Source organism: Pseudomonas sp. 3JA, assembly GCF_036961705.1.
GTDB classification, from domain to species: domain Bacteria; phylum Pseudomonadota; class Gammaproteobacteria; order Pseudomonadales; family Pseudomonadaceae; genus Aquipseudomonas; species Aquipseudomonas fluorescens_Q.
The window spans coordinates 84,761-105,979 of the sequence record NZ_JBAMDJ010000023.1 but is presented as its reverse complement, the minus strand read 5'-3'; the positions used below and the strand labels follow the sequence as shown (position 1 = coordinate 105,979).

The following is a 21,219-nucleotide window of genomic DNA, read 5'->3' as shown; positions in this document are numbered from 1 at the left end:
CAATTCTGTCACATCAGTCAAAAAGCCCCGCAAACACAGAGGCCGGCGCCCAAGGGCGCCGGCCTCTTCACTTACCGGTTACAAGCTGGGGAACGCAAACTGCGAAGCCTCATGGCTGGCACGCTGCGGCCAACGCTGGGTAATCGCTTTGCGACGGGTATAGAAACGCACGCCGTCCGGGCCGTAGGCGTGCAGGTCGCCGAACAGTGAGCGCTTCCAGCCGCCAAAGCTGTGATAGGCAACCGGCACCGGTAATGGAACGTTGACGCCCACCATGCCGACTTCAATCTCATCGCAGAACAACCGCGCCGCCTCGCCATCGCGGGTAAAGATGCAGGTGCCGTTGCCATACTCATGATCGTTGATCAACTGCATCGCCTCTTCCAGGCTGTTGACCCGGACGATGCACAGCACCGGCCCAAAGATCTCTTCCTTGTAGATGCGCATCTCGGGGGTCACACGATCGAACAGGCAGCCACCGAGGAAGAAGCCCTCCTCATGACCCGTCACACTCAAGCCGCGACCATCGACAATCAGCGAGGCACCCGCCGCCACACCCTCTTCTATATAGCCACTGACCTTGTCCCGGTGCTGCCCCGTCACCAACGGCCCCATGTCCAGCCCACAGGATGTACCGGCGCCAATCTTCAGCGCCTTGATCTGCGGCACCAGCTTGGACACCAGCGCATCCGCCACCTGGTCGCCGACACACACCGCCACCGAAATCGCCATGCAACGTTCGCCGCACGAACCGTAGGCCGCGCCCATCAGTGCGCTGACGGCATTGTCCAGATCGGCATCCGGCATCAGCACCGCATGGTTCTTCGCCCCGCCCAGTGCCTGGACGCGTTTGCCACGTCGAGTGCCCTCGGCATAGATGTATTCGGCAATCGGCGTCGAACCGACAAAACTCAATGCCTTCACTTCCGGCGCTTCGATCAGTGCGTCCACGGCGACCTTGTCGCCATGCACAACGCTCAACACACCTTTGGGCAAACCGGCTTCCAACAGCAACTGGGCGATCAGCAATGTCGAACTTGGGTCGCGCTCGGATGGTTTGAGGATGAAGCAGTTGCCGCAAACGATCGCCAGCGGATACATCCACAGCGGCACCATCGCCGGAAAGTTGAACGGCGTGATGCCCGCCACCACGCCCAGAGGCTGAAAGTCTGACCAGGCGTCGATGTTCGGTCCTACGTTACGGCTGTATTCGCCCTTCAGGATTTCCGGCGCTGCGCAGGCGAATTCGACGTTCTCGATGCCACGCTTGAGCTCACCGGCCGCGTCTTCCAGTGTCTTGCCGTGTTCTTCACTGATCAACTGGGCGATACGCGACTCGTTTTGCTCCAGCAATTGCTTGAAACGAAACATCACCTGCGCACGCTTGGCCGCAGGTGTATTGCGCCAAGCCGGGAAAGCCGCCTTCGCGGCGTCGATGGCCTGCTGGATGGTCGCGCGATCAGCCAACGGTACTTTATGGATGGCCTGGCCAGTGGAAGGGTTGAACACATCGGCGGTGCGAGCGCTGTCGCTCAGCAGTTCGCCATTGATCAAATGCGGGATGAGGCTCATGGGGACTCCAGAATTATCCACAGGCGCCCGTGAACGGACGCCTGTTATTGAAAGCTATATGGAAGAACGGATCAGTCGAGCTTGTTCAGCACTTCACCGACCGCGTCGAACAGGCGATCCAGGTCCTGCGGCTTGCTGTTGAACGTCGGCCCGAACTGCAGGGTGTCGCCGCCGAACCGCACATAGAACCCGGCTTTCCACAACGCCATGCCGGCCTCGAATGGACGCACGATGGCATCGCCGTCGCGCCCGGCGATCTGGATCGCGCCGGCCAGGCCATAGTTACGAATGTCGATGACGTTCTTCGCGCCCTTCAAACCGTGCAACGCGTTCTCGAAATGCGGGGCAATTTCGGCCACGCTCTGTACCAGGTTTTCCTTCTGCAGCAGGTCCAGCGCCGCCAGGCCCGCCGCGCAGGCCACCGGGTGAGCCGAGTAGGTGTAGCCGTGGGGAAACTCCACCGCGTACTCAGGTGTCGGCTGGTTCATGAACGTCTGGTAGATCTCGGAGCTGGCAATCACTGCGCCCATGGGGATCGCGCCATTGGTGACTTGCTTGGCGATGCACATCAGGTCGGGGGTCACACCAAAGCTGTCGGCACCGAACATCGAACCGGTGCGGCCGAAACCGGTGATCACTTCGTCGAACACCAGCAGGATGCTGTGCTGGTCGCAGATTTCCCGCAGACGCTTGAGATAACCCTCTGGCGGAACCAGCACGCCAGCCGAGCCGGCCATCGGTTCGACGAACACCGCCGCGATGTTGGAAGCATCGTGCAGCTCGATCAGCTTCAACAGCTCATCGGCCAAGGCGATGCCACCCTCTTTTGGCATGCCACGGGAATAGGCATTGCTGGCCAGCAAGGTGTGCGGCAAGTGGTCGACGTCCATCATGGCCTGGCCGAACAGTTTGCGGTTGCCGTTGACACCGCCGAGGCTGGTGCCCGCGATGTTCACGCCGTGATAGCCACGAGCACGACCAATCATCTTGGTCTTGGTCGCCTGCCCCTTGAGACGCCAGTAGGCGCGGACCATCTTCACCGCCGTATCCGCGCACTCGGAGCCGGAGTCGGTAAAGAACACATGATTGAGATTGCCCGGGGTCAGGCTGGTGATTTTTTCCGCCAGTTGGAACGACAGCGGATGGCCATACTGGAACCCCGGCGAGTAATCGAGGGTGCCCAGCTGCTTGGCGACCGCTTCCTGGATTTCCTTGCGGGTGTGCCCGGCGCCGCATGTCCACAGGCCCGACAACGAGTCGTACACCTTGCGCCCCTTGTCATCCACTAGCCAACTGCCTTCGGCAGCGACGATCAGGCGCGGATCGCGCTGGAAATTGCGGTTGGCGGTGTAAGGCATCCAGTGGGCATCCAGCTTGAGCTGGCTGGCCAGGGAACCGGCAGCGTGTTCGGGCATGTTCATCGACAAAACCTCGCAGGTCATAAGCGACAGGGGATCGAAAGCGTTCTTGCAGCTAAGTTGCCACGACGATAAAGTCGGTGAAATCCAACTTTTGTAACCTTCAGTCGGCGGATCACTAAACTATGAGCGCTCGTCGTCCCGATCCACTGGCCCAGGTCAGCGACTTTGATATTCGCCTGCTGCGCATTTTCCGCAGCGTGGTGGAATGTGGTGGTTTCTCCGCAGCGGAAACCGTGCTTGGCATCGGCCGGTCGGCCATCAGCCAGCAGATGAGCGACCTCGAACAACGTCTCGGCCTGCGCCTGTGCCAGCGCGGGCGCGCGGGCTTTTCCCTGACCGAGGAAGGTCGCGAGGTGTATCAATCGGCGTTGCAGCTCTTGAGCGCACTGGAAAGCTTTCGCACCGAGGTTAACGGCTTGCACCAGCATCTGCGCGGCGAACTGACCATCGGCCTGACCGACAACCTGGTCACCCTGCCCCACATGCGCATCACCCACGCTTTGGCGCAATTGAAGGAACGCGGGCCCGACGTGCAGATCCAGATTCGCATGATCGCCCCCAACGAAGTCGAGCAAGGCGTGCTCGACGGGCGTTTGCACGTCGGCGTGGTTCCCCAGGCCAGTGCCCTGTCCGGGCTGGAATATCAACCGCTGTACAGTGAACGATCGCTGCTGTACTGCGCGGTCGGGCATCCGCTGTTTTATGTCGATGACCAGCAACTTGAGGACGCTCGCCTCAACAGCCAGGACGCCATCGCGCCGACCTTCCGCCTGCCAGCCGACATACAGGCCCATTACCAGGCGCTCAATTGCACCGCGAGCGCATCGGACCGCGAAGGCATGGCGTTCCTGATCCTCACCGGACGCTACATCGGTTACTTGCCCGATCACTACGCCAGCCTCTGGGTCCAGCAAGGTCGGCTGCGGGCCTTGAAGCCCTCGGCACGTTTCTATGACCTGAGCCTGGCGTCGGTCACCCGCAAGGGGCGTCGGCCTCATCTGGTGCTGGAGAGTTTTCTCGAAAGCCTGGCGGCCACCCGTTAACCCTTTTGCTCTTTGTGGGAGCGAGCTTGCTCGCGATAGCGGTTATTCAGTCAATAAAGATGTGACGGATCCACTGCTATCGCGAGCAAGCTCCCACAGGTGTTTAGTCGGGCTTTTAGTGTGATGGCACTTGTCGGATTGATGCCGGTGCGCTATCAACGCATTTGCTTGCCCACAGACCCTGCTCGGAAACGCTCATGACCTTTGAAGTCCCTGCCCACGGTGGCAAGCCCACCAGTCGCATTCGTCAAAAGAACGAAGAGACGATCCTCAAGGCTGCCGAAGATGAATTCGCCCGTCACGGGTTCAAAGGCACCAGCATGAATGCCATCGCCCTTAAGGCCGGGCTGCCCAAGGCGAACCTGCATTATTACTTCACCAATAAACTCGGCTTGTACGTGGCGGTGCTGAGCAACATCATCGAATTGTGGGACAGCACCTTCAACACCCTCACCGCCGAGGATGATCCGGCCGAAGCCTTGACCCGCTATATCCGCGCCAAGATGGAGTTCTCTCGTCGCCAACCCCAGGCGTCGCGGTTGTTTGCCATGGAAGTGATCAGCGGTGGCGAATGCCTGAGCGAGTATTTCAACCAGGATTATCGCACCTGGTTCAATGGTCGGGCGGCCGTATTCCAAGCCTGGATCGATGCCGGCAAGATGGACCCGATCGACCCGGTTCACCTCATTTTCCTGTTGTGGGGCAGTACCCAGCATTACGCCGACTTCGCCACCCAGATCTGTCGCGTGACCGGTCGCAGCAAGTTGACCAAGCAGGACATGGTCGAGGCTGGCGATAACCTGATCCGCATCATTCTCAAGGGCTGCGGCCTGACACCTGCCCTCTAAGATCGCCATGCCCTTTACCCTTGCCGGCTTTTGCGAATACCGCGAAGAAATTCGCAAAAGCCGCTTCATCACGTTCGCCGCGCCCATCAGCAGCCCCGCCGACGCCCAGGCCTTTATCGACCAGCACAGCGACCTGAATGCCTCGCACAATTGCTGGGCCTGGAAACTCGGCGACCAATACCGCAGCAACGACGATGGCGAGCCGGGAGGCACCGCCGGGCGGCCGATCCTGGCCGCGATCGAAGCACAAGCCTGCGACCAGGTCGCGGTGCTGGTGATCCGCTGGTACGGCGGGATTCAACTGGGCACGGGCGGGCTGGCCCGGGCTTATGGCGGCGGCGCGAACAAATGCCTGCAAAACGCCGAGAAAATCGAATTGATCAGTCGCGTGGCGTTGCGCTGTTCCTGCGAATTCGCCGAACTGGCCCTGGTGAAACTGCGCGTCGCCGAATGCGACGGGTTGGTCAATGAAGAACGCTTTACGGCCAATGGCGTCGACCTTCAACTGGCCGTGGGTGAAGCGCAGATCGAAACATTGCAGACGCACCTGGCCGACCTGAGTCGTGGCCGGATTATGCTGGCACGTTGAGATCATCCTGCGACCTTTCAGGGCGCCCGCAATCGTTCAACTTGCCCACATCCACTGTGGGCCCGACTGTGGATAACCTGAGCAAATCCCTCTGTAACCCTTCTGTCATGCGGGTTTCAGAGAGTTGCTCATTTTTCAGCCAAAGTCCCGTCGAATCGACAAATCCATCCATAAAACAAACGCTTGCGGCGGTTTATCACCTTTAGAAGAAAGCCCCGCAGTGCTTATGCCCGAGTTTCCGGCTTGCACACAATAACTGTGGAGCAACCTGTGGATAACCCGTTCATGGCTCCTGCTACCCCAAGGAGGGCATGGCTCGCAGCCGCTTGCTCAATTTTTAACCACCCATTTCAGGGCAAACCGATGCCTGCGCAAAACTTGCGCGCTCCAAACCGGTGCAGAATTTTCCTATGGCAGATGCCCAGGCTACCTGCAAAGAGCCTTGGCGGTGCGGGCCGAGGCGATTTCCTGACCTGATGGCCAGGAAATTGCTTTATCCACAGGCATTCCTGTCCATCGGCCCGAGCCTGTCATGTCCAACCCCGACTCCATCGCGCGCCTGCAATTGCGCAACATCAGCAAACGCTACCCCGGTTGCCTGGCCAACGACGCCATCGACCTGAGCATCCAACCCGGCGAGATCCACGCCCTGCTCGGGGAAAATGGTGCGGGTAAAAGCACCCTGATGAAGATTATCTACGGCGTCACCCCTGCCGATTCGGGCGAGGTGATCTGGCAAGGCCAGCGCGTCAACCTGCGCAACCCGGCCCAGGCCCGCAGCCTGGGAATCGGCATGGTGTTCCAGCATTTCTCGTTGTTCGAAACGCTCACCGTTGCGCAAAACATTGCCCTGGCAATGGGCGCGGCAGCCGGTACGCCGGCGCAGCTGGAACCCCGGATCCGCGAGGTTTCCCGGCGCTACGGCATGGCGCTGGAGCCGCAGCGGCTGGTCCACAGCCTGTCGATTGGCGAGCGGCAACGGGTGGAAATCATTCGCTGCCTGATGCAGGACATTCGCCTGCTGATTCTCGACGAACCAACCTCGGTGCTCACGCCCGTTGAAGCCGAAGAGCTGTTCGTGACCCTGCGCCGTCTGGCGAGCGAGGGCTGCAGCATCTTGTTTATCAGCCACAAGCTTGGGGAAGTGCGAGCGTTGTGCCACAGCGCCACGGTGCTGCGCGCAGGACGGGTGTCGGGGCATTGCACCCCGGCGCATTGCTCGGACCGGGAGTTGGCGCAACTGATGGTCGGCGAAGCGGCCGGGCTGATCACGGATTATCCCAAGGTCAGCGCCGACAAAGCCTTCCTGCAGATCGACAAGCTGTCCTGGCACAACCCGGACCCGTTCGGCTGCTCGTTGCGGGAGATCGACCTGGAGGTGCGCAGCGGCGAAATCGTCGGCATCGCCGGGGTGGCGGGCAATGGTCAGGACGAATGGCTGGCGTTGCTCAGCGGAGAGACTCCGCTTGCCCGCCCGCAAGGCGAAACGATCCGATTCGACGGGCAACCCGTGGCTCATCTACGCCCCGACGCCCGTCGCCGGCTCGGGCTGGCATTTGTCCCCGCCGAGCGCCTGGGCCATGGCGCCGTGCCGCAATTGAGCCTGGCGGATAACGCCTTGCTCAGCGCTTTCCAACAGGGCCTGGTCAGCCACGGACTGATTCGCCGCAGCAAGGTCGAACACCTGGCCGAGGAGATCATCCGTCGCTTTGGCGTGAAGACACGCGATACCAAAACCCCGGCGCGCAGCCTTTCGGGGGGCAACCTGCAGAAATTCATTCTTGGCCGGGAAATCCTGCAACAGCCGAAGCTGCTGGTGGCCGCTCACCCGACCTGGGGCGTGGACGTCGGCGCGGCCGCGACCATCCATCGCGCCCTGATCGCCCTGCGCGATGCGGGCGCGGCGATTCTGGTGATCTCCGAAGACCTCGACGAACTGTTCCAGATCAGCGATCGCCTCGGCGCCTTGTGCGGCGGGCGTCTGTCGGCCTTGAGACCCACCGTCGAAACCCGTCTCAGTGACGTCGGCGGCTGGATGGCCGGCCAGTTCGACGCCCCTCGATCCCCTGCCCCCGCACCGGTTTAAACGGAGTTCTACATGCTGCTTTCTCTCGAACCTCGCGGCCAACAATCGCGCCTGATGCTCTGGTGCTCGCCGCTACTGGCCGCCGTGTTGACCCTGGCCTGTGGCTCGCTGCTGTTTATCGCCCTGGGGCATGACCCGCTGCAAACGCTGTACACCCTGTTGATCGCCCCGATCAGCGATCTGTACGGCGTGTCCGAGTGGCTGGTCAAGACCTTGCCGATCCTGCTGTGCGCCCTCGGCCTGGCAGTGGCCTATCAGGCGCGAATCTGGAACATCGGCGCTGAAGGCCAGCTGTTGCTGGGCGCCTTGGCCGGCAGTGCCTTGGCGGTGAACATCATCGACGTGCAAAGCCGCTGGGCACTGGTGCTGATCCTGCTGACCGGCACCCTGGCCGGTGCGGCCTGGGCCGGGCTCACAGCGTGGCTGCGCACGCGCTTCAATGCCAACGAAATCCTCACCAGCATCATGCTCAATTACATCGCCCTGAACCTGCTGTTGTTTTGCGTTCACGGACCGTTGAAAGACCCAGCGGGTTTCAATTTCCCGGAGTCGGCGATGTTCGGCGAGGCCAGTCGCCTGCCGTTGTTGCTGGAAGATGGTCGGGTCCATGCCGGGCTATATTTCGCCCTGCTGGCGCTGGTGGCGGTGTGGGTGTTGCTGCAGAAAAGCTTCGTCGGCTTTCAAATCAAGGTGCTGGGCCTCGATGCCCGCGCCGCTGGTTTCGCCGGTTTTCGCCAGAAGCCGCTGGTGTGGCTGGCGCTGTTGATCAGCGGGGCGCTGGCCGGGCTGGCCGGCGTCTGCGAAGTGACCGGGCCGATCGGCCAACTGGTGCCGCAGGTGTCGCCGGGCTACGGCTATGCGGCAATTACCGTGGCGTTCCTGGGACGGCTCAATCCCATCGGCATTCTGTTTTCCAGCCTGTTGATGGCGTTGCTGTATATCGGCGGCGAGAGCGCGCAGATGTCGCTGAACCTTCCCCAGGCAATCACCCAGTTGTTCCAGGGAATGATGCTGTTTTTCCTGTTGGCCTGCGACGTGCTAATCCTCTACCGGCCACGCCTCAACCTACGCTGGGCCCGGCGCACCCGAACCACCGCCGTACAGGCAGGAGCGCTGTGATGGATATCGACCTGTTGAGCAATATTTTCTACGCCATGGTCCGCTGCGGTACGCCGTTACTGCTGGTGGCCTTGGGTGAATTGGTCTGCGAAAAAAGCGGCGTCCTCAACCTGGGCCAGGAAGGCATGATGCTGTTCGGTGCGGTGATCGGTTTTATCGTCGCCTTCAACAGCGGCAACCTCTGGCTCGGCGTGCTGCTAGCGATGGCTGCCGGCATGCTGTTGTCGGCGCTGTTCGCGTTGGTGGCGCTGGTATTCAACGCCAATCAGGTGGCCACCGGGCTGGCGTTGACGATTTTCGGCGTGGGCCTGTCGAGTTTTGTCGGCGCGGCCTGGGTCGGCAAACCACTGGCGGGGTTCGAGCCGCTGGCCATTCCTTACCTGAGTGACATTCCGTTGATCGGGCGGATGCTGTTTGCCCAGGATCTGCTGGTTTACCTGTCCTTCGCGCTGTTTGCCCTGGTGGCGTGGATGATTGTGAAAAGTCGCGTCGGGTTGATCATCCAGGCCGTCGGGGAAAACCCCGATGCCGCCAGCGCCATGGGCCTGCCGGTGTTAAGGGTGCGGACCCTGGCGGTGCTGTTCGGCGGCGCCATGGCCGGGTTGGCCGGCGCCTATCTGTCGTTGGCCTACACGCCGATGTGGGCCGAGAACATGAGCGCCGGGCGCGGCTGGATCGCCCTGGCGCTGGTGGTGTTCGCCAGTTGGCGGGTGTGGCGCCTGCTGCTGGGTGCCTACCTGTTCGGCCTCGCCAGCATCCTGCACCTGGTGGCCCAGGGCTTGGGGCTGGCGATTCCATCGAGCTTGCTGGCGATGTTGCCGTATGCCGCGACCATTGTGGTGCTGGTGCTGCTGTCCCGGGACGCCGTGCGCACCCGACTGTATGCGCCGGTGTCCTTGGGGCAACCTTGGCAGTCGGGGCATTGAAGTACACCTGTGGCGAGGGAGCTTGCTCCCGCTGGGGCGCGCAGCGTCCCTCTTAGGAAGGCGACTGCTGCGCAGTCGAACGGGAGCAAGCTCCCTCGCCACGGACGGGCAGTGTCTGCACGACGCCCCACACCACCTCGAAAAACAGGAAAACCCACAACACCGCGCTGGCCCCATGAAGCAGCGCATACAGCATCCAGGCGGCAAACAGAAACCGCCCCGTCGCGTCATAACGCCCATACAGCGGCTGCGGATCCCGAATCCGCAGCACCGCCCACACGCAGACAATCGAGCCCAGCAGATTCACCATCAGCACATGCGCCGGCGCAAACGGCGGCAGTTCTCCAGGCAGGTCGAATAGCTGAGCCAAGCTCATCAACACACCATGCAGCGCCGCAAAGCTCCACGGCGTGACCAGCGCGGCCGACACGATCAGGTCGTACCAGGCACTGCCGAGCACCACCCGGCGATACTGCATCGAAGTCCACATACACTTTGCTCCAGATAATTGGGGAGCGAAAAGGCTAAAGCCTGGGGTATGCTCCAAGGTCAAGTCCTCTGGAGTTCCACAATGCGCATCGGTGAATTAGCCCAGGCCTGCGCCGTCAGTCGAGACACGCTGCGCTTCTACGAGCAGCGGGGCCTGATCGCAGCGACGCGCAGCGCTAACGGCTATCGCGACTACCCCGCCGACGTGGTCCAACTGGTGCTCTATATCAAGACCGCCCAGCGCCTGGGCTTTACCCTGGGCGAGATCGGCGCCAGCGTCGCCGCCCTGTGGAACGCCCCCGACCCGGACTGCGCCGTGACGCAATTGCTGCAAGACAAACTGAACCTGATCGAAACCCGTATGACCGAACTCGACGCGTTGCGTCACGAGCTGAAACAACGGCTCGGGCAACGCTGTCCATTAAATCCATGACCTTTTTCTTTCAAGGATGCCTCTCATGAATTCGGCAAGAAACGCATTGATCATCGGCGCCTCCCGGGGCCTGGGCCTTGGTCTGGTGAAGACCCTGCTCAGCGATGGCTGGAACGTGACCGCCACCGTGCGCAACCCGCAGAACGCAGAGGCTTTGAGGGCGCTGGGCCCGGTGCGGATCGAAAGACTCGACATGGACGACCAGCAAGCGGTCATCGCCCTGAGTCAACAACTCAAGGGCGAAACCTTCGACCTGCTGTTCGTCAACGCCGGCGTCAAGGGTCCGGACAACCAGAGCCCAGGCGGCGCGACGCTGGCCGAAGTCGGCCAGTTGTTCTTCACCAACGCCGTGGCCCCGATCAACCTGGCCCAGCGCTTTGTCGGCCAGATCCGCGACGGCAGCGGCGTGCTGGCGTTCATGAGCTCGGTGCTGGGCAGCGTGACCATGCCCGACGCCCCGGAACTGGCGCTGTACAAGGCCAGCAAGGCGGCGCTCAATTCGATGACCAACAGTTTTGTCAGCCAACTGGGCGAGCAGGCATTGACCGTGCTGTCGCTGCACCCGGGCTGGGTCAAGACCGACATGGGCGGTGAAGGCGCGGACATCGATGTCGAGACCAGCACCCGCGGGTTGATCGACCAAGTGAATGCCTTCGTCGGCAAGGGCGGGCATCACTTCGTCAACTACAGGGGCGAAACGATTCCCTGGTAACCCCATCTTTTCTCGGTGGGAGCGAGCTTGCTCGCGATGGCGGCCTTACATCCAAGATTGATGTCGCTGATCTACCGATATCGCGAGCAAGCTCGCTCCCACAGGGGTCTCGACCTGACACTGGATCTGCGCCCGGCAACCTGAGTAAACTCCGCACCTCGCCCTGTCCAACGGGCGACCCTGGATCAGCAGACAGGGCATCACTGAGCTGGCTAACCTGAACCCACTTTCAGAGGAGCCGGCCACCATGCCTGCGACCCGTACCTGGTTAAAAAATCCCCTCGCCATTTTCACCGCCAACGACCTCGATGCCCGTGGCGGCCTCGTCCTGCAGGACGGTGTGATCGTCGAACTGCTGAGCGCCGGCCAACAACCCACCCAGCCCTGTGACGACATCTTCGATGCACGCGAGCATGTGATCCTGCCGGGGTTGATCAACACCCACCATCACTTCTACCAAACCCTGACCCGCGCCTGGGCGCCGGTGGTGAACCAGCCGTTGTTTCCCTGGTTGAAGACCCTCTACCCGGTGTGGGCGCGGCTGACCCCGGAAAAACTTGCCCTGGCCAGCAAAGTGGCCTTGGCCGAGTTGCTGCTGTCAGGCTGCACCACGGCGGCCGACCACCACTACCTGTTCCCCGACGGCCTGGAAAATGCCATCGATGTGCAGGTGCAGAGTGTTCGTGAACTGGGCATGCGCGCGATGCTGACCCGCGGTTCCATGAGCCTGGGCGAGGCCGACGGTGGCTTGCCGCCGCAGCAGACCGTGCAGCAGGGCCAGGTGATTCTCGACGACAGCCAGCGCTTGATCAGCCAGTACCACGAGCGCGGTGACGGCGCCCGGATCCAGATTGCCCTGGCGCCCTGCTCACCGTTTTCGGTCACGCCCGAGATCATGCAAGCCAGCGCCGAGCTGGCGGAAAAACTCGACGTACGCCTGCACACGCATCTGGCCGAGACCCTCGATGAAGAGGACTTTTGCCTGCAACGCTTCGGCCTGCGCACCGTGGATTACCTGGACAGCGTCGGCTGGCTTGGCCCCCGTACCTGGCTGGCCCACGGCATTCATTTCAACCCGGATGAAATCGCTCGTCTCGGCGCCGCTGGCACCGGCATCTGTCACTGCCCCAGTTCGAACATGCGCCTGGCCTCGGGCATTTGCCCGACCCTGGACCTGACCGCCGCCGGCGCTCCCGTGGGCCTGGGGGTAGACGGTTCGGCATCCAACGATGCCTCGAACATGATCCTCGAAACCCGCCAGGCGCTGTACATCCAGCGCCTGCGCTATGGCGCGCAAGCGATCACGCCGGAACGCGTACTGGGCTGGGCAACCCGGGGCTCGGCGCAACTGCTCGGGCGCGGCGATATCGGTGAATTGGAGGTGGGCAAGCAAGCCGACCTGGCGCTGTTCAAGCTTGATGATCTGCGCTTTTCCGGCAGCCACGACCCGGTCTCGGCGCTGCTGCTGTGCGGTGCGGATCGGGCGGATCGGGTGATGATCGGCGGGCACTGGCGGGTGATCGATGGAGAGGTCGAAGGGTTGGACTTGAAGGGCCTGATTGCCGATCACAGCCAGGCGGCGCGGGAACTGATCGCCGGAGCCTGATCCAGCCAAAATCCCCGGTGGGAGCCAATGCGGTTCATTTAAGAAAAATGATGGACCTGTGGCGAGGGAGCTTGCTCCCGCTCGGCTGCGAAGCAGTCGTAAACCGGTGTGTCCGATGCTCCGCATTTGGCAGGTTTTGGGGCCGCTCCGCGGCCCAGCGGGAGCAAGCTCCCTCGCCACGGGTTTGTCTATTGCCCTAAGTGAACAGCAAGCCCGCTCCCACAGTTTGGCTTTGTGCAGAGCCTAGAGTCCCAGCAACGACAACATGATAAACGTCGCGAACAACACAAAGTGGGTCATGCCTTCAATGGCATTGGTTTCGCCATCGTTGAGGTTGATGGCGCTGACGATCAGGGTGATGAAGATCATCACGGTCTGCACCGGCGTCATGGCCATTTGGAAAGGCTGGCCGGTATAAAGGGCCATGGCCTCCATCACGGGCACGGTGAGAATCACCGTGGACAGCGAAGCGCCCAATGCAATGTTCACCACCGACTGCATGCGGTTCGCCAGGGCCGCGCGCAGGGCGGTGAGGATTTCCGGTGCGGCGGAGATGGCGGCCACCAGGATCGCCGTGACCACCGGCGGCGCGCCCGAGCCTTCCAGCCCGAGATCGATAGCCTTGGACATGACCTCGGCCAGGGCACCGATCACCACCACGCCAAACACCAGCGCACCGATGGAAAGCGCCAGGCTGATGGGTTCCGGTTCGTTTTCCACCGGCTCTTTCTTGCGGCGTTTTTCCGGGTAGCTGTAGCTGAAGAAGTAACTGTGAGGCCCGACCTGCATGCGCAGGAACAAGGTGTACAGCACGATCATCGCGCCGATGGTAAAGGCCGAATACATTTTCCAGCTCTCGCGAGGAATGAACTCCGGCACCACCATCGATACCCCCATGGCGGTGAGAATCATCACGCTGTAGGTGCGCGCCGAATCGTCGTTGTAGGCCTGCTCGCCATGCTTGATCCCGCCCATCAGCGCCGCGAGCCCGAGGATGCCGTTGATGTCGAGCATCACCGCCGAGTAGATCGTGTCCCGCACCAGTGTCGATGACGCTTCGTTGCTCATCATGATCGCCAGGATCACCACCTCCACCAGCACCGCCGACAGCGTCAGGATCATCGTGCCGTAGGGATCACCGACCTTTTCCGCCAGCAGTTCGGCGTGATGAGCCACGCGCATCGAGGCGGCGACGATGAAGCCGATCAGCACCAGGCCGCTGATCAACGCGACCAGTTGCCCGTTGCCCAATAGCCAATGTTCCAGCGGATAGGCGATACACGCGGCGATCAGCGCCAGCAACAGCAGTTTTTCTTGCTTGAGCAAAGTGAGCATCGCAGGCCTGTCAGCGTGGGCGGGTCATGAATTACTGACTATAGGAGGCGGTGAACGTTTCGTTCGGTGTGATGCACCAGGGGGTGGCGAGTGGCGGGCGGCGCGCACCTTTATCGCCCGGACGATCGTACTGTGGCGAGGGAGCTTGCTCCCGCTGGGGCGCGCAGCGGCCCCCGGCTTTTACAGCCGCTGCGCGACCGAGCGGGAGCAAGCGCCCTCGCCACAATTGGACCGTGTCGATTAGTTGTCTTGTTGGTCAGCATTTTGCATTGGTGCCGTACAGCCAACCTCACAACAAAATGGAGTTCGAGTTCATGCACAAACGCCCCTTGAAGAAGTTGCTTTGCGCCGTCGTCGCCGCCGTCGGCCTGGGCGCCGGCCTGAATGCCAGTGCCGCCGACCCGCTGAAGGTCGGCTTCGTCTACATCGGTCCGATCGGCGATCACGGCTGGACCTATCAGCATGAACAAGGGCGCAAGGAGCTGGCGGCGAAATTCGGCGAGCAGATCACCACCAACTACGTGGAAAACGTGCCAGAGGGTGCCGATGCCGAGCGGGTGATCCGCAACATGGCCAAGGACAAATACGACCTGATCTTCACCACCTCCTTCGGCTACATGAACCCGACACTGAAAGTCGCCAAGCAGTTTCCCAAGGTGATCTTCGAACACGCCACCGGCTACAAGCAGGACAAGAACCTGGGCACGTACCTGGCTCGCACCTATGAGGGCCGCTACGTCGGTGGTTTTCTCGCGGCCAAGATGACCAAGACCAAGAAGATCGGCTACGTCGCCTCCTTCCCGATCCCGGAAGTCATCCGCGACATCAACGCCATCCAACTGGCCCTGAACAAGTACAACCCCGGCAGCGAGATCAAAGTGGTGTGGGTCAACTCCTGGTTCGACCCGGGCAAGGAAGCCGACGCCGCCAACGCGCTGATCGACCAGGGCGTGGACGTGGTGTTCCAGCACACCGACAGCCCGGCGCCGATCCAGGCTGCCGAGCGACGCGGCGTCTATGCGGTCGGCTACGCTTCGGACATGGCTCACTTCGGTCCCAAGGCGGTGCTGACGTCCATCGTCAATGACTGGGGCCCGCATTACATCCAGGCAACCCAAAGCGTGCTCGACCACAACTGGAAATCCCAGGACTACTGGGGTGGCCTGAAAGAAGGCACGGTGAAACTGCCGATCAGCGACCTGGTGCCAGCAGCGGTCAAGGGCGAAGCCGAACAGATCATCGCTGACATCGAGAGCGGGACCTTCCATCCGTTCACCGGCCCGATCAAGGACCAGGCCGGCGTCGAGAAAATTCCGGCGGGCGTGAGCGCCACCAACGCGGAACTGGCGTCGATGAATTATTACGTCGAAGGCATGAAGGCTGAGATTCCCAAATAGTCCCCAAAACCAACCCAAAACCTATTGTGGGAGAGAGCTTGCTCGCTCCCACATGGGGCTCCTATTCCAAGCCAGGAAAGCCGCATGAACAGCCTGCCCATCATCGACATCAGCCCGCTCTACGGCGATGAGCCCAGCGCCTGGCAAACCGTCGCCGAGCAGATCGACCACGCCTGCCGCCAATGGGGCTTTTTCTACATCAAGGGTCATCCCATCAGCCCGGCGCGTATCGCCGAGGTGCTGGGCAGTGCCCAACGCTTCTTCGCCCTGCCCGTCGAAGAAAAACTCAAGATCGACATCACCCAGACCCGCCACCACCGCGGCTACGGCGCCGTCGCCACCGAACAACTGGACCCGACCAAGCCCAGCGACCTGAAGGAAACCTTCGACATGGGCCTGCACTTGCCGGTCGATCATCCCGAAGTCCTCGCGGAAAAACCCCTGCGCGGCCCCAACCGCCACCCGGACCTGATTGGCTGGGAAAGCTTGATGGAGCAGCATTACCGCGACATGCAGGCACTTGCACAAACACTGCTGCGGGCCATGACCCTGGCCCTGGGTATCGAACGGGACTTTTTCGACACGCGCTTCAACGAGCCGGTCAGTGTACTGCGCCTGATCCACTACCCGCCCCGCCGCACTGCCAGTAGCGCCGAACAGCAAGGAGCCGGCGCCCATACCGATTATGGCTGCATCACCTTGCTCTATCAGGACGCCGCCGGCGGCCTGCAAGTGCGCAACGTCGACGGCCAATGGATCGACGCGCCGCCCATCGACGGCACCTTCGTGGTCAACCTCGGCGACATGATGGCGCGCTGGAGCAACGACCGTTACCTGTCGACGCCGCATCGAGTGATCAGCCCGCTGGGGATGGACCGGTACTCGATGCCGTTCTTTGCCGAGCCGCACCCCGACACGCTGATCCAATGCCTGCCCGGTTGCCAGGATGACGCCCACCCGCCAAAGTACCCAACGACGACCTGCGCCGAATTCCTGCTGTCGCGCTTCGCCGACACCTATGCTTATCGGCGTGAGTCGCTCGCCGTGTAGTGGATCAGCCGGTCAGGTTTTACCCGACAGGGCGGCCAGCGCCTGTAGAATGCCCGCCATCGATTCGCTGATGAGAAAAGACCATGTACGACTGGCTGAACGCCCTGCCCAAGGCTGAACTGCACCTGCACCTGGAAGGCTCGCTGGAGCCCGAACTGCTGTTCGCCCTGGCCGAACGCAACAAGATCGCCCTGCCGTGGAGCGACGTCGATACCCTGCGCAAGGCCTATGCCTTCAACAACCTGCAGGAATTCCTCGACCTGTATTACCAGGGCGCCGATGTGCTGCGCACCTCCCAGGACTTCTATGACCTGACCTGGGCCTACCTGTTGCGTTGCAAGGCGCAGAACGTGATCCACACCGAACCGTTCTTCGACCCGCAGACCCACACCGACCGTGGTATCCCGTTCGAAGTGGTGCTCAACGGCATCGCCGCCGCCCTCAAGGACGGTGAGCAGCAACTGGGCATCACCAGCGGCCTGATCCTGAGTTTCCTGCGCCACCTGAGCGAAGAACAAGCCGAGAAGACCCTCGACCAGGCGCTGCCGTTCCGCGAGGCCTTCGTGGCCGTGGGCCTGGACAGCTCGGAAATGGGCCATCCGCCGAGCAAGTTCCAGCGCGTCTTCGACCGCGCACGCAACGAAGGCTTCCTGACTGTCGCCCACGCCGGCGAAGAAGGTCCGCCCGAGTACATCTGGGAAGCCCTGGACCTGCTGAAGATCCAGCGCATCGACCATGGCGTGCGAGCCATTGAAGACGAGCGACTGATGCAGCGGATCATCGACGAGCAGATTCCGCTGACCGTGTGCCCGCTGTCCAACACCAAGCTGTGCGTGTTCGACGACATGTCGCAGCACAACATCCTCGACATGCTCGAACGCGGTGTGAAGGTGACGGTGAACTCCGATGACCCGGCGTACTTCGGCGGCTACGTCACCGAAAACTTCCACGCGCTGTATACCCATCTGGGCATGACCCAGGACCAGGCCAAGCGCCTGGCGCAGAACAGCCTGGATGCACGGCTGGTAAAACCTTAGCGTTGTGGAAATGAGCTGCCCTTACCACAGGGAACAAAGAACAACCTGTGGCGAGGGAGCTTGCTCCCGCTCGAGCGCGAAGCGGTCGCAACCGATGGGTTTCGTTCATGTGACGAGAGGACTGCTACGCAGCCCAGCGGGAGCAAGCTCCCTCGCCACGGGAATGCCTATCACCTTATCGCCTCGCTCAACTCCTCCAACGTCTTGCCCCGGGTCTCCATCCCGAACAACCAGACCACCCCCGCCGCCACGGCGAAGCACAACGCGCCCAGGGCGAACACGCCACCCTGGCCGGTGATGGGAAAGACCAGGCCGGTCACCAGCGGACCGAGCAGCGAACCGATGCGTCCCACCGCCGAAGCAAAGCCTGAGCCCGTGGCCCGGGCCGAGGTGGGGTATAGCTCCGGCGTGTAGGTGTAGAGCACCGCCCACATGCCGAACAGGAAAAACTGCATCAGCAACCCGGTGCCGATCAACAGGCCAACGTTGCCGCCAAACACCGCGCTCTGCCCATACAGAAACGCCATCGCCCCACCGCCCAACAGCGTGATGACGCACACCGGTTTGCGCCCCCAGCGCTCCACCAGCCAGGCCGCCATCAAGAAACCGGGAATCCCGCCCAGGGAAATCAGCACCGTGTAATACACCGACTGGGTCACCGCGAACCCCGACTGCTGCAACAACGCGCTGAGCCAGGACGTCAGGCCGTAGAAACCGAGCAAGGCAAAGAACCAGACGCTCCAGATCATCATCGTGCGCTGGCGATACAGCGGCGACCAGATCTGCGCCAGGGCCGAAAAGAAATTGCCTGGCGTGCTCTCAACCCTTGGCAAACGGATCGGCTCCGGCAGGGTCTGATGCCCCAGCGAGGTCCGGACCTTATCTTCGATTCGCTTGAGCACCGCGTCCGCTTCATCGCCCCGACCGGCTTGCTCCAGCCAGCGTGGCGACTCGGGAATGAAGAAACGAATCGCCAGGACAAACACCGCCGGCACCGCCAGCACCAGAAAGATGTCGCGCCAGCCGACCACCGGCAGCAGGAAATACGACAGCACCCCCGCCGCCACGAAACCCAGCGGCCAGAAGCCGTCCATCAAGGCGATGTAGCGGCCCCGACGCTTGGCCGGGATCAGCTCCGAAAGCATCGACTGGGCAATCGGAAATTCCATGCCCATGCCGATACCCAGCAGGATGCGAAACAGCGTCAAGGTCTCGATGTCCTGGGCCGTGGAGCACAAGTAACTGGCAATGCCCCACAGCACGATGCTCCACTGGAACACCGGCTTGCGCCCGAAACGATCGGCCAGCATGCCCGACAGCGACGCCCCCACCACCATGCCGAAGAAGCTGGAGCTGGCGAGCAAACCGGCCTGGGCGGTACTCAGGCCGAACTCGGCTTTGATCGATCCCAACAGGAACGTCATCATCGCCAGGTCCATGGAGTCAAAGAAAAACGCCAGGGCGATGATGATGAAGATGACCCGGTGGTAACCGCTGATGGGTAACCGTTCCAATCGTTCCGCCGCACTGTAGCCGTGAGTGTCCATGCTGCCTCCCCCAATCCGATAATTCCCCGGACCGAGTGTGCGCGAACCTCGCAGGTGGCTATTGCTGAATACGACCTGCCGACAGCCCTGAGCGACGCATCGAGCGTTCTCTAGATTGCCATCTCCACCGTGTCCTGCCGGGCGAACCGCTGGATTTCCTGCTGGCCGAGCGTCGTCACCTGCAGGGCTCGCGAATCGTTCGGCAAGCTCAGCCAACCCGACTGCATGAACAGTTGCAGCAGGGCCGCCCCCAGCGCGCCCCCCAGGTGTGGACGACGCTCGCTCCAGTCCGGGCAGGCACAAGCAATGCGGGCGTTGCGATGGGCCAGGGCCTGGATGAACAGGCCACGTTCGGCCAACTGATTGGCGCCTTTGTGGGTGACGATCACCCGCTGCTCGAACTGCTCGATCCACCCGGCATCCAGCAGCTGCTGATACAGGTCCGCCGCCAGGGTGCCCCCCAGGTGATCGTCGCAAAGTCTGGCCCGCATCAACGACGTGGGAGCCGACGGCGCTTTGCTCGGCATGACCCGGCGCTTGAAGATGTCCGGGATCTGGCGCGGCGTACTGACCAGCGTCGCGCTGGCCAGCGCTTCGACGGCAGCACCGATTTCAGGGGCTGCCAGGCGGAAAAACCGCTTGCGGCCCCGGGCTTCGACTTTCAACAGGCCTCCAGCGGACAGGCGTCCCAGATGCGCGCTGGCCGAGGACGGCGACAACCCGGCGAGCAATGCCAACTCCTCGGCCTGGCGGGCCGTGCCGTCCATCAAGGCCCACATCATTGCGCTGCGCTTGGGGTCAGCCAGCAGCGTGGCGATCTGGCTGATGCAAGGTGCATGTTCCATGTATTCACTCCCTGTTGAATCATTCGTCTACTGCTCTGGCGCAGGCGGCCGATAGTATAAGCGGGGCGGTCGAGCTTTCCTGTCCTCCGGAAACCTTTGGAGGCGATTGTTCCTGAGGGAAAATTCTCTATTTGCCCGCGACTAATGGCCGGCCCCCGTCAAGACTGGAAAACGAGCCGTCAACTCACCGCAGCGGGCCTGGAGCATGTCCCGCAAAAGGTTGATGGGCTTGCTTAATTGCGCCCGGTGGGCACACAGCAGATTGAGGGGCGCGCGTTCGCATTGCAGGTGCGGCAATAGGATTTTCAAGCGTCCGGCCAGCACGTCCGTGGACACATCCAGCCACGATTTATAGGCAATCCCGGCACCCGCCACCGCCCAGCGTCGCACCACATCGGCGTCGTCACTGAAACGGTCGCCACTGACGGTGAGGCTCACTTCCCGTTTGCCGTCATGAAAACCCCACCGGTCATGGACCCGACTGCCCAGCATGTACAACAGGCAGTTGTGCTGGGCCAGTTGTTCCAACTGATGGGGTGCACCGTGGCGAGCCAGATAGTCCGGCGATGCGCACAGCACCCGGCGGTTATCCGGGGCAATGGGCAGGGCGACCAGGCTCGAATCTTCCGGATCGCCATAACGCAAGGCGATGTCCACCGGCTGCTTGAACAGATCGGCTATGCGATCGCCCAGCAACAGCCGCACCGTCAGCCCGGGGTACTCGCGCTGGAACGCATCCAGCCAGGGCAGCAGCAGGTTGCGTCCCAGGTCCGACGGTGCGGACAACTGCAACACCCCACTGACCTGGTCCTGGCCACTGGTCAACAACCGCCGGCCCTCGTCAAGGCTGCTCAATGCGGCCCGGGCATATTCGAGAAAGCCCTCGCCTTCGGCCGTCAGGCGCAGGCTACGGGTGGAACGGGCCAACAGCCGCGCGCCGAGGTGCTGCTCGATCCGTTTCAACGCGGCACTGGCCACCGCCGCCGACAGGTCCATGACCCTGGCCGCAGCCGAAAGACTGCCCAGGTCCGCCGCCCGGACAAACAACTGCAAGTCATCGAAGCGAAGCATGACGACTCCATTATCAAAAAATCATTGAAAGAGCCTGTTCTTTTAGCCGGTTTTATCTCGACGATAAATAGCTAAACATGGCTTCCATCGAAT

19 protein-coding genes are annotated in these 21,219 nt (G+C 61.9%); 12 read left to right on the top strand and 7 right to left on the bottom strand.

Annotation, left to right across the window (positions count from 1 at the left end):
• Positions 1 to 78: 78 nt before the first annotated feature.
• On the bottom strand, positions 79 to 1,572 hold the full coding sequence (locus tag V7773_RS18720) for a CoA-acylating methylmalonate-semialdehyde dehydrogenase (RefSeq protein ID WP_336074443.1): 1,494 nt from the start codon (positions 1,570 to 1,572) through the stop codon (positions 79 to 81).
• Positions 1,573 to 1,643: 71 nt separating this feature from the next.
• Positions 1,644 to 2,993 (bottom strand): aspartate aminotransferase family protein, encoded by a 1,350-nt coding sequence (locus tag V7773_RS18715; RefSeq protein ID WP_003197518.1) that lies wholly within the window; start codon positions 2,991 to 2,993, stop codon positions 1,644 to 1,646.
• Positions 2,994 to 3,115: 122 nt separating this feature from the next.
• Between V7773_RS18715 and V7773_RS18710 the strand changes: the two genes are divergently transcribed.
• From V7773_RS18710 to V7773_RS18685, 6 genes are all read left to right on the top strand, one after another.
• The gene (locus tag V7773_RS18710) at positions 3,116 to 4,036 is read left to right on the top strand and encodes a LysR family transcriptional regulator (RefSeq protein ID WP_092147139.1); all 921 of its coding nucleotides are present in this window, start codon (positions 3,116 to 3,118) and stop codon (positions 4,034 to 4,036) included.
• Positions 4,037 to 4,233: 197 nt separating this feature from the next.
• Positions 4,234 to 4,884: a TetR/AcrR family transcriptional regulator gene (locus V7773_RS18705; protein WP_063323077.1), complete on the top strand. Its 651-nt coding sequence runs from the start codon at positions 4,234 to 4,236 to the stop codon at positions 4,882 to 4,884.
• Positions 4,885 to 4,891: 7 nt separating this feature from the next.
• Positions 4,892 to 5,473: an IMPACT family protein gene (locus V7773_RS18700; RefSeq protein WP_336074440.1), complete on the top strand. Its 582-nt coding sequence runs from the start codon at positions 4,892 to 4,894 to the stop codon at positions 5,471 to 5,473.
• Between the two features lie 532 nt (positions 5,474 to 6,005).
• On the top strand, positions 6,006 to 7,559 hold the full coding sequence (locus V7773_RS18695) for an ABC transporter ATP-binding protein (RefSeq protein ID WP_336074439.1): 1,554 nt from the start codon (positions 6,006 to 6,008) through the stop codon (positions 7,557 to 7,559).
• A gap of 12 nt (positions 7,560 to 7,571) precedes the next feature.
• Complete coding sequence (locus V7773_RS18690; protein WP_063323080.1) at positions 7,572 to 8,678, top strand: ABC transporter permease; 1,107 nt, start codon at positions 7,572 to 7,574, stop codon at positions 8,676 to 8,678.
• Positions 8,678 to 9,604: an ABC transporter permease gene (locus tag V7773_RS18685; protein WP_063323081.1), complete on the top strand. Its 927-nt coding sequence runs from the start codon at positions 8,678 to 8,680 to the stop codon at positions 9,602 to 9,604. The genes V7773_RS18690 and V7773_RS18685 overlap by 1 nt, the downstream gene beginning before the upstream one ends.
• A gap of 52 nt (positions 9,605 to 9,656) precedes the next feature.
• On the opposite strand, the gene V7773_RS18680 is transcribed toward V7773_RS18685, so the two are convergent.
• Complete coding sequence (locus tag V7773_RS18680) at positions 9,657 to 10,094, bottom strand: hypothetical protein (protein WP_063323082.1); 438 nt, start codon at positions 10,092 to 10,094, stop codon at positions 9,657 to 9,659.
• Between the two features lie 81 nt (positions 10,095 to 10,175).
• Between V7773_RS18680 and V7773_RS18675 the strand changes: the two genes are divergently transcribed.
• The 3 genes from V7773_RS18675 (at position 10,176) to V7773_RS18665 (ending at position 12,844) form a co-directional block, all read left to right on the top strand.
• Positions 10,176 to 10,526: a MerR family transcriptional regulator gene (locus V7773_RS18675; protein ID WP_053118143.1), complete on the top strand. Its 351-nt coding sequence runs from the start codon at positions 10,176 to 10,178 to the stop codon at positions 10,524 to 10,526.
• Positions 10,527 to 10,551: 25 nt separating this feature from the next.
• Complete coding sequence (locus tag V7773_RS18670; RefSeq protein ID WP_063323084.1) at positions 10,552 to 11,238, top strand: SDR family oxidoreductase; 687 nt, start codon at positions 10,552 to 10,554, stop codon at positions 11,236 to 11,238.
• Positions 11,239 to 11,485: 247 nt separating this feature from the next.
• Complete coding sequence (locus V7773_RS18665; protein WP_336074433.1) at positions 11,486 to 12,844, top strand: 8-oxoguanine deaminase; 1,359 nt, start codon at positions 11,486 to 11,488, stop codon at positions 12,842 to 12,844.
• 243 nt (positions 12,845 to 13,087) lie between these two features.
• On the opposite strand, the gene V7773_RS18660 is transcribed toward V7773_RS18665, so the two are convergent.
• On the bottom strand, positions 13,088 to 14,179 hold the full coding sequence (locus V7773_RS18660) for a calcium:proton antiporter (RefSeq protein WP_336074431.1): 1,092 nt from the start codon (positions 14,177 to 14,179) through the stop codon (positions 13,088 to 13,090).
• 314 nt (positions 14,180 to 14,493) lie between these two features.
• Here V7773_RS18660 and V7773_RS18655 point away from each other — a divergent pair, with 314 nt between their 5' ends.
• The 3 genes from V7773_RS18655 (at position 14,494) to V7773_RS18645 (ending at position 17,663) form a co-directional block, all read left to right on the top strand.
• On the top strand, positions 14,494 to 15,576 hold the full coding sequence (locus V7773_RS18655) for a BMP family ABC transporter substrate-binding protein (protein WP_063323087.1): 1,083 nt from the start codon (positions 14,494 to 14,496) through the stop codon (positions 15,574 to 15,576).
• A gap of 84 nt (positions 15,577 to 15,660) precedes the next feature.
• Complete coding sequence (locus V7773_RS18650) at positions 15,661 to 16,626, top strand: 2-oxoglutarate and iron-dependent oxygenase domain-containing protein (protein WP_336074428.1); 966 nt, start codon at positions 15,661 to 15,663, stop codon at positions 16,624 to 16,626.
• Between the two features lie 83 nt (positions 16,627 to 16,709).
• The gene (locus V7773_RS18645; protein ID WP_003197486.1) at positions 16,710 to 17,663 is read left to right on the top strand and encodes an adenosine deaminase; all 954 of its coding nucleotides are present in this window, start codon (positions 16,710 to 16,712) and stop codon (positions 17,661 to 17,663) included.
• 170 nt (positions 17,664 to 17,833) lie between these two features.
• On the opposite strand, the gene V7773_RS18640 is transcribed toward V7773_RS18645, so the two are convergent.
• From V7773_RS18640 to V7773_RS18630, 3 genes are all read right to left on the bottom strand, one after another.
• The gene (locus tag V7773_RS18640) at positions 17,834 to 19,210 is read right to left on the bottom strand and encodes an MFS transporter (RefSeq protein ID WP_092347192.1); all 1,377 of its coding nucleotides are present in this window, start codon (positions 19,208 to 19,210) and stop codon (positions 17,834 to 17,836) included.
• Positions 19,211 to 19,320: 110 nt separating this feature from the next.
• Positions 19,321 to 20,055, bottom strand: coding sequence for an ArsR/SmtB family transcription factor (locus V7773_RS18635; RefSeq protein WP_092147111.1), 735 nt, complete (start codon positions 20,053 to 20,055; stop codon positions 19,321 to 19,323).
• A gap of 141 nt (positions 20,056 to 20,196) precedes the next feature.
• Positions 20,197 to 21,126 (bottom strand): LysR family transcriptional regulator, encoded by a 930-nt coding sequence (locus V7773_RS18630; protein ID WP_092147108.1) that lies wholly within the window; start codon positions 21,124 to 21,126, stop codon positions 20,197 to 20,199.
• Positions 21,127 to 21,219: the final 93 nt, after the last annotated feature.